Here is an 11,791-nt window from a genome sequence, read left to right on the forward strand (position 1 = left end):
GGCGCGCGCGGCCTATTCGGTGTCGTTCTGGTTCGGATCCGGCGTGCGCTTGGGGCTGATCCGGGGCCGCAGGCCCGCGGTGACGTCGAGTTCCATCTTGTCGGCGCCGCGCTGCAGCGCAAAGCGCGCCGCGTTGCCGGGCTTGAGTCCGGCCACCGCGGTCAGCAGTTCCTGCACGTTGCCGATCTTCTTGTCGCCCACGCCGGTGATCACGTCGCCCGGCCGGACGCCGGCCTTGGCGGCCGGCCCGTTCTGCAGCACGCCGGTGATGATCACGCCGGCATTGGCCTTGATGCCGAAGGTCTCGGCCAGTTCGGGTGTGAGGTCGTTCGGCTCGACGCCGATCCAGCCGCGGCTGACCTTGCCGTCTTTCACGATGTCCTCGAGGATCTGCTTGGCGGTCGAGACCGGGATCGCGAAGCCGATGCCCATGCTGCCGCCCGAGCGCGAGTAGATCGCGGTGTTGATGCCCTCGAGGTTGCCGTTGATGTCGATCAGCGCACCGCCCGAATTGCCGGGGTTGATGGCCGCATCGGTCTGGATGAAATTCTCGAAGGTGTTGATGCCGAGCTGGTTGCGCCCGAGCGCCGAGACGATGCCGCTGGTCACGGTCTGGCCGACGCCGAAGGGGTTGCCGATGGCGAGCACCTGGTCGCCCACCTGCAGCGCATCGGAGTTGCCCAGCACGATGACGGGCAGCTTGTCGAGCTCGACCTTCAGCACCGCCAGGTCGGTGTCGGGGTCGGTGCCGATCACCTTGCCGCGCGCGTGGCGGCTGTCGTTGAGCGTGACGTCGATCTCGTCGGCGCCTTCCACCACGTGGTTGTTGGTGAGGATGTAACCATCCGTACTCACGATGACGCCGCTGCCGAGGCCGATCTGGGGCTGGTCTGCCCCCTGGTCGCCGAAGAAGAACTTGAACCACGGATCGTCGCTGCGCGGATTGCGCTGCGCCATCTTGCTGGTGTTGATGCTGACCACGGCGGGCGACGCCTTCTTCGCGGCCGCGCTCAGGCTGCCCGGCGCGGGGATGGCCGGATTCGCGGCCGGCGCCTCGATCACCGACACCACGCCGCCGAGTGAGGTGCTGCGGCGGTTGAGCCACTCGGGCTTGAGGGTGGCGACGACGAAATAAGCCGCCAGCAGGACGGTGACGGCTTGGGCAAACAGCAGCCAGGTGCGTTTCATGAAAGGCCGGGGTGAATCTAAAACAGCGATTGTCGCGCAGCGCCAGACTGAGACAATCGCCGCATGAGCACGACACGCCACGAACTCCTGCACGCGTTCGATCTCCTGCTCGCGCCCGCGCGCTTCAAGGACTACGGGCCCAACGGCCTGCAGGTCGAGGGCCGCACCACGGTGCGCAAGATCGTCTCGGGCGTGACCGCCAGCCGCGCGCTGATCGAGGCTGCCATCCGCGCCGAGGCCGATGCGGTCTTCGTCCACCACGGCCTGTTCTGGCGCGGCCAGGACGGGCGCGTGACCGGCTGGATGAAGCAGCGGCTCGGCCTGCTGCTCGGCGACGACGTCAATCTGTTCGCCTACCATCTGCCGCTCGATGCGCATCCCGAGCTCGGCAACAACGCGCAGCTTGGCCTGAAACTCGGACTGATCGCGCACGCAGGCGCGGCCGGCCGCTTCGGCGACCAGGAGATCGGCTTCCTGGGCGCGCGCGACAACGGCGAGGACTTCAAGAGCGCGAAGGCGCTGGCCAGCCACGTGGAAAAGGCGCTGGGCAAGCCGGTCACGCTGCTGGACACGGCCCATCGCGCGATCCGCAACATCGCCTGGTGCACGGGCGGCGCGCAAGGCTATTTCGAAGCGGCCATCGCCGCGGGCGCCGACGCCTTTCTCACCGGCGAGATCTCGGAGCCGCAGGCCCACTACGCGCGCGAGATGGGCGTCGCGTTCATCGCCTGCGGGCACCACGCGAGCGAGCGCTACGGCGCGCCGGCCGTGGCGGGCCATGTCGCCGCGCAGCTCGGCCTCGCGCACGAATTCATCGACATCGACAACCCCGCGTGAACAAGGACAAGGCTGGCGCGATCGCGCTCACGCTCGGCGATCCCGCAGGCATCGGGCCCGAGATCATCGTCAAGGCGTTTCGCGACGCGGCCGTCGACATGCGCGACTGCTTCGTGGCCGGCGACGTGGGCATCGTGCGCCGCGCTTCACAGGCGCTCGCTGCCTCCGGCCAGCCGGCGCTGGCCGTCGCGCTGATCGACACGCCCGCCGATGCACACGATGTACCGCCTCGCTGCGTGCCCGTGCTGCAGGTCGTCGCCGCGCCCGGGCACGCGATCGCGCAGGGCGAGATCAGCGCCGCCGCGGGCCGCATCGCCGGCGAGTGCGTGGTGTGGGCCGCGCGCGCGGCATTGCGCTCGGAGATCGCGGCGATCGTCACCGCGCCGCTGCACAAGGAGGCGCTCGCCGCCGCGGGATACCCGTTCCCCGGCCACACCGAGCTGCTGCAGGCCGAAGCCGCGGCGCATCAGGGCCGGTCGATCGCCGAGCTGCCGGTGCGCATGATGCTGGCCAACGACGAGCTGCGCACCGTCCTCGTGAGCATCCACATGTCGCTGCGCGATGCGATCGAGGCCGTGAGCTTCGACGGCGTGCTGCAGACGCTACGCATCGCGCATCGCGCGCTCGGCGCGGTGCTGGGACGGCCGCCGAAGATCGGCGTCGCGGGACTCAATCCGCATGCGGGGGAGGGCGGCCTGTTCGGTTCGGAGGAGCGCGACATCATCGCGCCCGCGATCGCGAGCGCACGCGCCGAAGGCATCGATGCCGACGGGCCGCATGCGCCCGACACGGTCTTCATGCGCGCGCGTGCCAAGGCGCAGGGGCCGGGTGAGTTCGACGTGGTGGTCGCGATGTACCACGACCAGGGCCTGATCCCGGTCAAGTATCTCGGCGTCGACAAGGGCGTCAACGTGACGCTCGGGCTGCCGCTGGTGCGTACCAGCCCCGATCACGGCACCGCCTTCGACATCGCGGGAAAGGGCGTTGCCGACCCCTCGAGCCTGATCGAGGCCGTGCGCATGGCCCGCTCGCTGGTTCGCGGCGCGGGCCCCTGACGGGCTGTTGCCTCAGGCGCGCTTGAGGCTGTCGCGGATCTCGCGCAGCAGCACGACGTCTTCAGGCGGCGCGGCCGGCGCGGGTGCTTCTTCGTTCTTCTTGCGCAGCTTGTTGATCTGCTTGACCATGATGAAGATGATGAAGGCCAGGATCACGAAGTTGACCGCGACCGTGATGAAGTTGCCGTAGGCCAGCACGCCCACGCCGGCCTTCTTGAGATCGGCCAGCGTGTTGGGAACGCCGGCCGGGATCGTCCCCAGCACGATGTACAGGCTGGAGAAGTCGAGCTTGCCGAAGACCAGCCCGACGATCGGCATGATGATGTCGGTGACCAGCGAGTCGACGATCTTGCCGAACGCCGCACCGATGATCACGCCGACCGCGAGGTCGACCACATTGCCTTTGACGGCAAATTCACGGAACTCTTTCATGACGCTCATGCCGGCCACCTCGTTCTTGGTTGTGTTGACGGCGGCCAGTATAGGGGCGGGATCCGCACAACGGTGACATCCGTGCGCGGCGTCTCGCGCGGCCCGTGCGCGCCTGCGTGCCGCGTTGAATTCACTGCTTACGCTCCGCTACAATCGCCGGTTGACCCAAGCCCCTAGCGAGAAGATTGAGGACCCCCATGAGTGACAGCACTGCCGGCCGCCCCCGGATCGACACCAGCAAGCGGACATGGTTGATCGCATCGGGATGTGCAGGCGTAGTGGGTGGCGTGGCCACCGCCGTTCCGTTCGTGAGCAGTTTCGAACCCTCCGAGAAAGCCAAGGCAGCCGGTGCGCCGGTCGAGGCCGACATCAGCGGCCTGCAGGTCGGCCAGAAGATGACGGTCGAATGGCGTGGCAAGCCGGTCTGGATCCTCAAACGATCGCCAGAGCAGATCGCCGAGCTGCCCAAGCTCGATCCGCAACTCGCCGACCCGGAGTCCAAGCGCCATCCGGACGAATTCACACCCAAGTACGCGCAGAACGAAACCCGCTCGATCAAGCCCGAAGTGCTGGTCGTGGTCGGCATCTGCACCCACCTCGGCTGCTCGCCGGGCGATCGCTTCCAGGCCGGCCCGCAGCCCTCGCTGCCCGATGACTGGGAAGGCGGCTTCCTGTGCCCTTGCCACGGATCGACCTTCGACCTGGCCGGCCGCGTGTTCAAGAACAAGCCCGCACCCGACAACCTGCCCGTGCCGCCGCACATGTATCTCTCCGATACGCGCCTGCTCATCGGCGAAGACAAGAAGGCTTGAGAGCGACGACCATGGCTGAATTCCACGAAATCTCCCCCAACGCCCCGGCCGGCGAGAAGCTGCTGAACTGGGTCGACAACCGTTTCCCGCTCTCCAAGCTCTGGAACGACCAGTGGGGCAAGTACTACGCGCCCAAGAACTTCAACTTCTGGTACATCTTCGGCTCGCTCGCGATGCTGGTGCTGGTGATCCAGATCGTGACCGGCATCTTCCTCGTGATGCACTACAAGCCCGATGCGACGCAAGCCTTCGCCTCGGTCGAGTACATCATGCGCGACGTGCCCTGGGGCTGGCTGATCCGCTACATCCACTCGACGGGTGCCTCGGCATTCTTCATCGTGGTGTACCTGCACATGTTCCGCGGCCTGATGTACGGCAGCTACCGCAAGCCGCGCGAGCTGATCTGGGTCTTTGGTTGCGCGATCTTCCTGTGCCTCATGGCCGAAGCCTTCATGGGCTATCTGCTGCCCTGGGGCCAGATGAGCTACTGGGGTGCGCAGGTGATCGTGAACCTGTTCTCCGCGATCCCCTTCGTCGGTCCGGACCTCTCGCTGTTGATCCGCGGCGACTACGTGGTGAGCGACGCCACGCTCAACCGCTTCTTCAGCTTCCACGTGATCGCAGTGCCGCTGGTGTTGCTGGGCCTGGTGGTCGCCCACCTGATCGCGCTGCACGAAGTGGGTTCCAACAACCCCGACGGCATCGAGATCAAGGCCAAGCGCGGCGCCGACGGCCATCCGCTCGACGGCATCCCCTCGCATCCCTACTACACGGTGCACGACATCTTCGGCGTGGTGGTGTTCCTCACCATCTTCTCGGCGGTGATCTTCTTCGCGCCCGAGGCTGGCGGCTACTTCCTCGAGTACAACAACTTCATCCCGGCCGATTCGCTCAAGACGCCTCAGCACATCGCACCGGTCTGGTACTTCACGCCGTTCTACTCGATGCTGCGCGCGACCACCGACGACATGGTCAACGTGTTCTCGCTGATCGTCGCGCTCGGTGCCATCGGCGCCTTCATCAAGGGCAAGTTCGGCATGGTGACCAAGGTCGCGATCGTGGTCGTCGCGGTCATCGTGATCTATCTGCTCAAGTCGCTGGATGCCAAGTTCTGGGGCGTGCTGGTGATGGGCGGCTCGGTGATCATCCTGTTCTTCCTGCCCTGGCTCGACCACAGCCCGGTCAAGTCGATCCGCTTCCGTCCGGGCTGGCACAAGACGGTGTACGGCGCCTTCGTCTTCTTCTTCCTGATCCTCGGCTACCTCGGCATCCAGCCGCCCGGCGTCTGGGGCAGCATGGTGATCGGCTCGTTCTCGCTCGATCTCGCGCAGACCGTCTCGCAGATCGGAACGCTGGTCTATTTCGGCTTCTTCCTGCTCATGCCATGGTGGAGCCAGCTTGGTGAATTCAAACCCGTGCCCGATCGCGTGCGTTTCGCAGCGCACTGACGGGAGAGTCTAAGAATGAAGAAACTGATCCTCACGTTGATCGCGGCGCTCGGCCTCCTGGTCGGCGCCCATGCCGAAGAGACGGGCATTCCCTGGGACAAGGCACCGAACAAGACGAACGACCTCGCGGCGCTGCAGAACGGCGCCAAGCTCTTCGTCAACTACTGCCTCAACTGCCACTCGGCGGCGTTCATGCGCTACAACCGGCTGCAGGACATCGGCATCTCGGAGCAGCAGATCAAGGACAACCTTCTGTTCACGACCGACAAGGTCGGCGAAACCATGAAGGCCAACATCGATGCGCGCCAGGCCAAGGAGTGGTTCGGCACTGTTCCGCCCGACCTCACACTGGTCGCACGCTCGCGTGCCGGTCATGGCGGCACCGGTGCCGATTACCTCTATACCTACCTGCGCACCTTCTACCGCGACGACACCAAGGCCACCGGCTGGAACAACCTCGCGTTCCCGAACGTCGCGATGCCCAACGTGCTCTGGGAACTGCAGGGCGATCGCCGCCCGGTCTACGACAAGGTCGAGGCGCACGGCCACGAGGTCGAGGTCTTCAAGGGCTGGGAGCAGGTCAGGCCCGGCACGATGACCACGTTGCAGTACGACGAAGCCGTGGGCGACCTCGTGAGCTACCTGCAATGGATGGCCGAGCCGGCGCAGAACACCCGTGTGCGCGTGGGTGTCTGGGTGCTGCTGTTCCTCGTCATGGCCGTGGTCTTCACATGGCGATTGAATGCGTCGTACTGGAAAGACGTCAAGTAGTTCGAGTGCCGCCGATCGGGCGCCTTGTGCGCCGGATCCCGCAGAGTGGGTTGCCAACGCGACCCACTCTTTTTGATTTTTAGGAGCCTTTCGCCATGATGGTCTTGTACTCAGGAACGACCTGCCCTTTTTCCCATCGTTGCCGTTTCGTGCTGTTCGAGAAAGGCATGGACTTCGAGATCCGCGATGTCGATCTCTACAACAAGCCCGAAGACATCAGCGTGATGAATCCGTACGGCCAGGTGCCAATCCTGGTCGAGCGCGACCTCATCCTGTACGAGTCGAACATCATCAACGAGTACATCGACGAGCGCTTCCCGCATCCGCAGCTGATGCCCGGCGATCCGGTCGATCGTGCACGCGTGCGGCTGTTCCTGCTCAACTTCGAGAAGGAACTCTTCGTGCATGTGTCCACGCTCGAGAACCGCAGCTCCAAGGGCAACGAGAAGGCGATCGAGAAGGCGCGCTCGCACATCCGTGACCGCCTCACCCAACTCGCCCCGGTGTTCCTCAAGAACAAGTACATGCTGGGCGACAACTTCTCGATGCTCGACGTTGCGATCGCGCCGCTGCTGTGGCGCCTCGACTACTACGGCATCGATCTCAGCAAGAATGCGGCGCCGCTGCTGAAGTACGCAGAGCGCATCTTCTCGCGCCCGGCGTATATCGAAGCGCTGACGCCTTCGGAAAAGGTGATGCGCAAGTAGGCATTGCGCAGCTGGCCATGATCAACGCGCTCGAATCGTCTTCGACACGTCCGTACCTGATCCGGGCGTTGTACGAGTGGTGCACCGACAACGGCTTCACGCCCTATGTCGCGGTGCAGGTCGACGACACCGTGCAGGTGCCGCGCGAGTATGTGAAGAACGGCGAGATCGTGCTGAACATCAGCTTCGACGCGACCAGTTCGCTCAAGCTCGGCAACGACTTCATCGAGTTCAAGGCGCGCTTCGCGGGCACGGCGCGCGAGATCAGCGTGCCCGTCGGGCGCGTGCTGGCGATCTATGCGCGGGAGAACGGACAGGGCATGGCCTTTCCGGCGCCAGTGCCGGCCGCCGAAGGCGGCGGCGCCGCGCCCGCGACGCCGACGGCAACGCTCACGCCATCCGCTGCCTTGCGCCTGCCGTTGCGAGACGCATCGCGCGGCACCGAGGGCGATGCCGGCAAGGTGGTCCATCTGGTCAGCGGCGCCGGTGCCGACGAAGCCGGCGCGATCGGCGAGACGAGCGTGAGCCCGCCCGAGGATCCGAGCGATCCGCCGCGTCCGCCCGCAAGCGGTGGTGCGCGGCCCTCGCTCAAGCGCATCAAGTGAGGCGTGCTTCGCTCGCGCGTGCGACGCACCGCCGTCTAAAATCCAAAGCCCCGCCGCTTTAGCTCAGTTGGTAGAGCACCCGCCTTGTAAGCGGAAGGTCGTCCGTTCGATTCGGACAAGCGGCACCAGGTCTTGATTCGGCAATGTCGTCGGGATGCGATGCCCGCCGGCTATTCGGCCTTCAGGTCGGAAGCCTGGAAGGCCTTCTTCCACGACGCGGCGTCCTGCTCGATCAACGTGCCGAATTCCTGCGGACTGAGCTTCGTCGGCACGGCGCCGTCGCGCGCCAGCGTCGCGTTGATCGAAGGATCGGAGATCGCGGCATTCACGACGGCGTTGAGCCTGGCGACCACGTCGCGCGGCGTTCCCGCGGGGGCCACGAGTCCGTACCAGATGCTGAGTCCCAGATCCGGCAAGCCCTCTTCGTACACCGTCGGCACGTTGGGCGCTACGGCGGCGCGCTCACGGCTGGTCACCGCCAACCCGCGGAAATCGCCGGACGCGTTCCTGGCGACCGAAGTCGGTATGCCGTCGAAATACACCTGGATCTCTCCGCGCATCAATGCCAGCAGCGCTGGCCCGGCGCCGTTGTAGGGAACGGCCACCAGAGCGCCATCCGCATGCCTGGACAGCAGTGCGCCCAGCAAATGGTTGGAGCTGCCATTGCCCAGGGTTCCGTAGTTCATGCTGCCCGGGTGCTGGCGTGCATAGCCGACCAGCTCGGCAAGCGATTTGACCGGAAGGCTCTTGTTGACGTCGAGCATGAACGGCAGCGTCAGGATGCTGGCGACCGGGACGAACTGCTTGTTCGTGTAGCCGAGCTGCTTTTGAACCAGCGGCTGGATGCTCAGGGTGGTCGATGTCGCGAGCAGCAGGGTGTAGCCGTCCGCGGGCGCCTTGGCGACCGCGATGGCGCCGATCGCGGTGCCCGCGCCGGGGCGGTTGTCGACGATCACCGGCTGCTGGAGCGCCTCACGCATCTTTTCGGCGATCAGCCGCACCGCGACGTCCGCGGAGCCGCCCGGTGGATAGGGAACGACGATGCGGATCGGATGCTCGGCCTTCCATTCCGCGGCGCCTGCCTGGGGCAGCGCGAGGCAGCAGCTCCATCCGATGGCGATGATGGCAGCGATTTTCTTCATCACAGCACCTTGCCCGTTTCGAGCGAGAAGGTGACCGTGTACCGCTGCGACAGAAGCTGGCCGGACTGCATCGGCGGGTATTTGGCGCCGTTGCCGACACAGCTTGGAATGCATTCGATCATCGCGTCGTAGTTCGGTATGCAGAAGTACGGGATCGAGATGCGCGCGGCCCTGGATGCGAGCGCCGGCGGCGGATTGATCACGCGATGCATCGTCGAGATGAATCTGTCGTTGGTCCAACGCATCAGGATGTCGCCGATGTTGACGATGAAGGCGTTCGGCACCCGGGGAACGCCGACCCAGTTGCCGTTGGGCAGTTGAACCTCCAGGCCACCTGGCGCGTCGTCGACCTTCAGGATGGTGATGGCCGTGATGTCGGTGTGGGCGCCGGCACGCTCTTCGCCGTCTGTCGGCGCCGTCTTGAGGGCAGGATAGTGATTGGCGCGAAGGATGCTTGCGTGCCGGTTGACGCGCTCGCGGAAATAGGCAGGCGGAACGTCCAGCGCAAGGGAAAAGATATCGAGGATCTCGTTGGACAGGCGCTCCATCTCCCGGTAGTAGTCGCTGAACGCCGGCTTGAGTTCAGCAGGCCGCTCCGGCCACAGGTTGGGGCCGAAATTCGAGCAGGGATCGTCGGTCACGTCCAGCGGGCCGATCGCAAAGCTTTCGAGCAGCGAGGGCTTGAGCTGGGGATCCCGGTCCTTGCCGACCGTCTTGGCGCCTTGCGGGGTGAATCCCTTCGGATTGGTTCCCTCGGGCTTCTTGACGCGGAGTTTTTCCGCCTCGTCGAGCGCGAAAAACGACTGCGAAGCGCGGTAGAGGCGATCGACCACGCCGTCGCTCACGCCGTGCCCCGTGATGACGAGAAAGCCCACTTGCTCGCACGCCGCGCACACCTGGTCCGCGACCTCGTGCCGATGCGACGGCGAGCCGGAGGCGAAGGGAGAAATGTCGATCACCGGGACGTGATCCAGTACGGTCTGGAGAGAGGTCATGGGCTGTGCGTCGATTTAATGTAGGGATCGCTACAATAATTAATTGTGGCGGCGAGCGCAAGCCCGGGCAAGCCGTTTTTTTGGCGGCGGCCGCCGAGGACACTGTGGTGGATAGGAGCTGCGACGCGTCTTCGGTAGAGTCGGACGGCCTTCGCTTCAGACCCGGCAGCGCCGGCCTCGCACGCCTGCTTCGCGCCGTTCCAGACCTTTCAATGCCCAAACCGACTGCCAAGACAAACCCTGTCGTCCTCGAGCCAAAGCGGGGCCGTGGCCGCCCCAAGCTTCCCTCGGATGCTTCCGAGACGCGCGACGCGATTCTCGACGCCGCCCTGCGCGTGTTTTCCCGCGATGGCTATGACGGTGGAAGCGTGGGCAAGATCTCCAAGGCGGCGAAATCCGTCGACCGGATGATCTACTACTACTTCGGCAGCAAGGAGGGCCTCTACAACGCGGTGCTGCAGGAGATGTACCGAAGAATGGGCGCGGCGGAAGAGGCGCTCGACATTGATCTTTCCGATCCCGTATCGGCGATGCGAGCCATCATCGCCTTCGTCTACGCGTACTACCGGGCGAACCCGGACTTCATCGTTCTCCTCAATACGGAGAACATGCACAAGGGCCGCCACCTGACGCAGGCGCTCGGCGAATCGGCGGCGGCCAAGGTGCCTGCCTCGCCGACCATGAAAAGGATCCGCGCGATCCTGCTCGCCGGCCAGCGCAACGGCTGCTTCCGCAAGGACATCAGGCCGCGACAGGTCTACCTGATGATCCTCGCGACGGGCTACTTCTACGTCTCCAATCGCTTCACGCTCTCGCGCTTCCTCGGCGAGGCGCTCGACGACGAGGCGTCACACGCCGACTGGCAGGCATTCATGACCGATGCCGTGCTGCGAACGATCGGTCATGCGCCGCCGCCCGCATGATGGCGGCGCGCCCGATCCTGCGCCTCAAGCCTTCTTGACCCAGGCGCTGCACCATCCCTTGCCCGCGACCAGCTTGCCGCCGAACAGCGTGCATGGCCCGCTCGCGTCGGCGGGCTTGCCCTGGAACAGCTGGCAGCCGCTGCACATCTGGCTGGCCTCGTGCTTCGGAAATTTCGCCTTGTCCACCTTGGTAGTGTCGGCCTTGTAGCCCAGCGCCACCGCCTGCGGATCGCTTTCGGCCACCGGGACAGCTGCCTGGGCCGCGACTTGCGTGGCGGCCGTGAGGGCCGCGCCGCCCGTCACCACCGACATCACGAAAGCACGTCGACTTGGGTTGCTCATGACTGAATCCTTCGCGGTTCACCATGAGCCGCCTGGCGAGTTTGGCACTTCAGCGCCGCGACTGCACCTTGATGCGGATCGTTTCCACGTCCCAGCCCCGGGCTTTCAGGCGCGACTGCAGCGACGGCGCGAGCTGACGCAGCTTCGCTGCCGCCGCACTGCCGGTGACCAGCACGCACCAGACATTCCCTTCGGCCGGCCCGGCCTTCAGCGCGGATCGCATCTCGGGCGGGATCAGGTCCTCCACCGCGCGCAGCCGTTCGCTCGCATCGCGCGCCCGGGCGGCCAGGCTCGCCAGCGTGGGCGAGCCCTCGGTGGCCTCGAGCAAAGTGACGGGATGGAAGCGGCGGTTCATGGGTGGCAGGTCGGGCGGTCCGGCAGGCTGGGCAAGGTGGCTAAAATCAACGGTTTGCCGGCATTGCTGCAGGCGGGCCCGCTTGCTTTCATGCAAAGCGCGCCCAAGTTCATTCCTGTCTATCTTAGGGATTTCGATCGATGCGCCCGCATGCAGCGAGTGTGCGTCGATCTCCACTC

14 protein-coding genes and 1 tRNA gene are annotated in these 11,791 nt (G+C 65.4%); 9 read left to right on the forward strand and 6 right to left on the reverse strand.

The features are described from left to right. Positions 1 to 12: 12 nt before the first annotated feature. Positions 13 to 1,188: a trypsin-like peptidase domain-containing protein gene (locus WDLP6_RS05720; protein ID WP_162566207.1), complete on the reverse strand. Its 1,176-nt coding sequence runs from the start codon at positions 1,186 to 1,188 to the stop codon at positions 13 to 15. Positions 1,189 to 1,251: 63 nt separating this feature from the next. Here WDLP6_RS05720 and WDLP6_RS05725 point away from each other — a divergent pair, with 63 nt between their 5' ends. Together WDLP6_RS05725 and pdxA are read left to right on the forward strand one after the other, a co-directional pair. Beyond that, the gene (locus WDLP6_RS05725; protein WP_162591574.1) at positions 1,252 to 2,025 is read left to right on the forward strand and encodes a Nif3-like dinuclear metal center hexameric protein; all 774 of its coding nucleotides are present in this window, start codon (positions 1,252 to 1,254) and stop codon (positions 2,023 to 2,025) included. Then, positions 2,022 to 3,080 (forward strand): 4-hydroxythreonine-4-phosphate dehydrogenase PdxA, encoded by a 1,059-nt coding sequence (gene pdxA, locus WDLP6_RS05730; RefSeq protein WP_162591575.1) that lies wholly within the window; start codon positions 2,022 to 2,024, stop codon positions 3,078 to 3,080. The genes WDLP6_RS05725 and pdxA overlap by 4 nt, the downstream gene beginning before the upstream one ends. Before the next feature lie 12 nt (positions 3,081 to 3,092). On the opposite strand, the gene mscL is transcribed toward pdxA, so the two are convergent. Beyond that, positions 3,093 to 3,521 carry a large conductance mechanosensitive channel protein MscL gene (mscL, locus tag WDLP6_RS05735; protein ID WP_162591576.1) on the reverse strand — a complete coding sequence of 143 codons (429 nt, stop codon included), beginning with the start codon at positions 3,519 to 3,521 and terminating at the stop codon, positions 3,093 to 3,095. 188 nt (positions 3,522 to 3,709) lie between these two features. Between mscL and petA the strand changes: the two genes are divergently transcribed. From petA to WDLP6_RS05765, 6 genes are all read left to right on the forward strand, one after another. Further along, positions 3,710 to 4,324, forward strand: coding sequence for a ubiquinol-cytochrome c reductase iron-sulfur subunit (gene petA / locus WDLP6_RS05740; protein ID WP_162591577.1), 615 nt, complete (start codon positions 3,710 to 3,712; stop codon positions 4,322 to 4,324). 11 nt (positions 4,325 to 4,335) lie between these two features. Further along, positions 4,336 to 5,772, forward strand: a complete 1,437-nt coding sequence (locus tag WDLP6_RS05745; protein WP_162566212.1) for a cytochrome b — start codon at positions 4,336 to 4,338, stop codon at positions 5,770 to 5,772. Between the two features lie 15 nt (positions 5,773 to 5,787). Further along, positions 5,788 to 6,543, forward strand: coding sequence for a cytochrome c1 (locus tag WDLP6_RS05750; RefSeq protein WP_162591578.1), 756 nt, complete (start codon positions 5,788 to 5,790; stop codon positions 6,541 to 6,543). A 95-nt stretch (positions 6,544 to 6,638) separates the two neighbouring features. Beyond that, positions 6,639 to 7,250 carry a glutathione S-transferase N-terminal domain-containing protein gene (locus tag WDLP6_RS05755; protein WP_162566213.1) on the forward strand — a complete coding sequence of 204 codons (612 nt, stop codon included), beginning with the start codon at positions 6,639 to 6,641 and terminating at the stop codon, positions 7,248 to 7,250. Positions 7,251 to 7,267: 17 nt separating this feature from the next. Further along, positions 7,268 to 7,855 carry a ClpXP protease specificity-enhancing factor gene (locus tag WDLP6_RS05760; protein ID WP_162591579.1) on the forward strand — a complete coding sequence of 196 codons (588 nt, stop codon included), beginning with the start codon at positions 7,268 to 7,270 and terminating at the stop codon, positions 7,853 to 7,855. A 52-nt stretch (positions 7,856 to 7,907) separates the two neighbouring features. Continuing rightward, positions 7,908 to 7,983 (forward strand) — tRNA-Thr (locus tag WDLP6_RS05765). A gap of 42 nt (positions 7,984 to 8,025) precedes the next feature. On the opposite strand, the gene WDLP6_RS05770 is transcribed toward WDLP6_RS05765, so the two are convergent. Together WDLP6_RS05770 and WDLP6_RS05775 are read right to left on the reverse strand one after the other, a co-directional pair. After that, on the reverse strand, positions 8,026 to 8,997 hold the full coding sequence (locus WDLP6_RS05770) for a Bug family tripartite tricarboxylate transporter substrate binding protein (RefSeq protein WP_162591580.1): 972 nt from the start codon (positions 8,995 to 8,997) through the stop codon (positions 8,026 to 8,028). Beyond that, positions 8,997 to 9,992, reverse strand: coding sequence for an isopenicillin N synthase family dioxygenase (locus tag WDLP6_RS05775; protein ID WP_162591581.1), 996 nt, complete (start codon positions 9,990 to 9,992; stop codon positions 8,997 to 8,999). The genes WDLP6_RS05770 and WDLP6_RS05775 overlap by 1 nt, the downstream gene beginning before the upstream one ends. 212 nt (positions 9,993 to 10,204) lie before the next feature. Between WDLP6_RS05775 and WDLP6_RS05780 the strand changes: the two genes are divergently transcribed. After that, on the forward strand, positions 10,205 to 10,915 hold the full coding sequence (locus WDLP6_RS05780; RefSeq protein ID WP_162591582.1) for a TetR/AcrR family transcriptional regulator: 711 nt from the start codon (positions 10,205 to 10,207) through the stop codon (positions 10,913 to 10,915). Between the two features lie 24 nt (positions 10,916 to 10,939). Here WDLP6_RS05780 and WDLP6_RS05785 read toward each other — a convergent pair whose 3' ends face one another. Next, positions 10,940 to 11,257: a high-potential iron-sulfur protein gene (locus WDLP6_RS05785; protein ID WP_162566216.1), complete on the reverse strand. Its 318-nt coding sequence runs from the start codon at positions 11,255 to 11,257 to the stop codon at positions 10,940 to 10,942. Positions 11,258 to 11,306: 49 nt separating this feature from the next. Further along, positions 11,307 to 11,789 (reverse strand): hypothetical protein, encoded by a 483-nt coding sequence (locus WDLP6_RS35475; RefSeq protein WP_443083394.1) that lies wholly within the window; start codon positions 11,787 to 11,789, stop codon positions 11,307 to 11,309. Between the last annotated feature and the right edge of the window lie 2 nt (positions 11,790 to 11,791).

Source organism: Variovorax sp. PBL-E5, from assembly GCF_901827185.1.
Taxonomy (GTDB): domain Bacteria; phylum Pseudomonadota; class Gammaproteobacteria; order Burkholderiales; family Burkholderiaceae_C; genus Variovorax.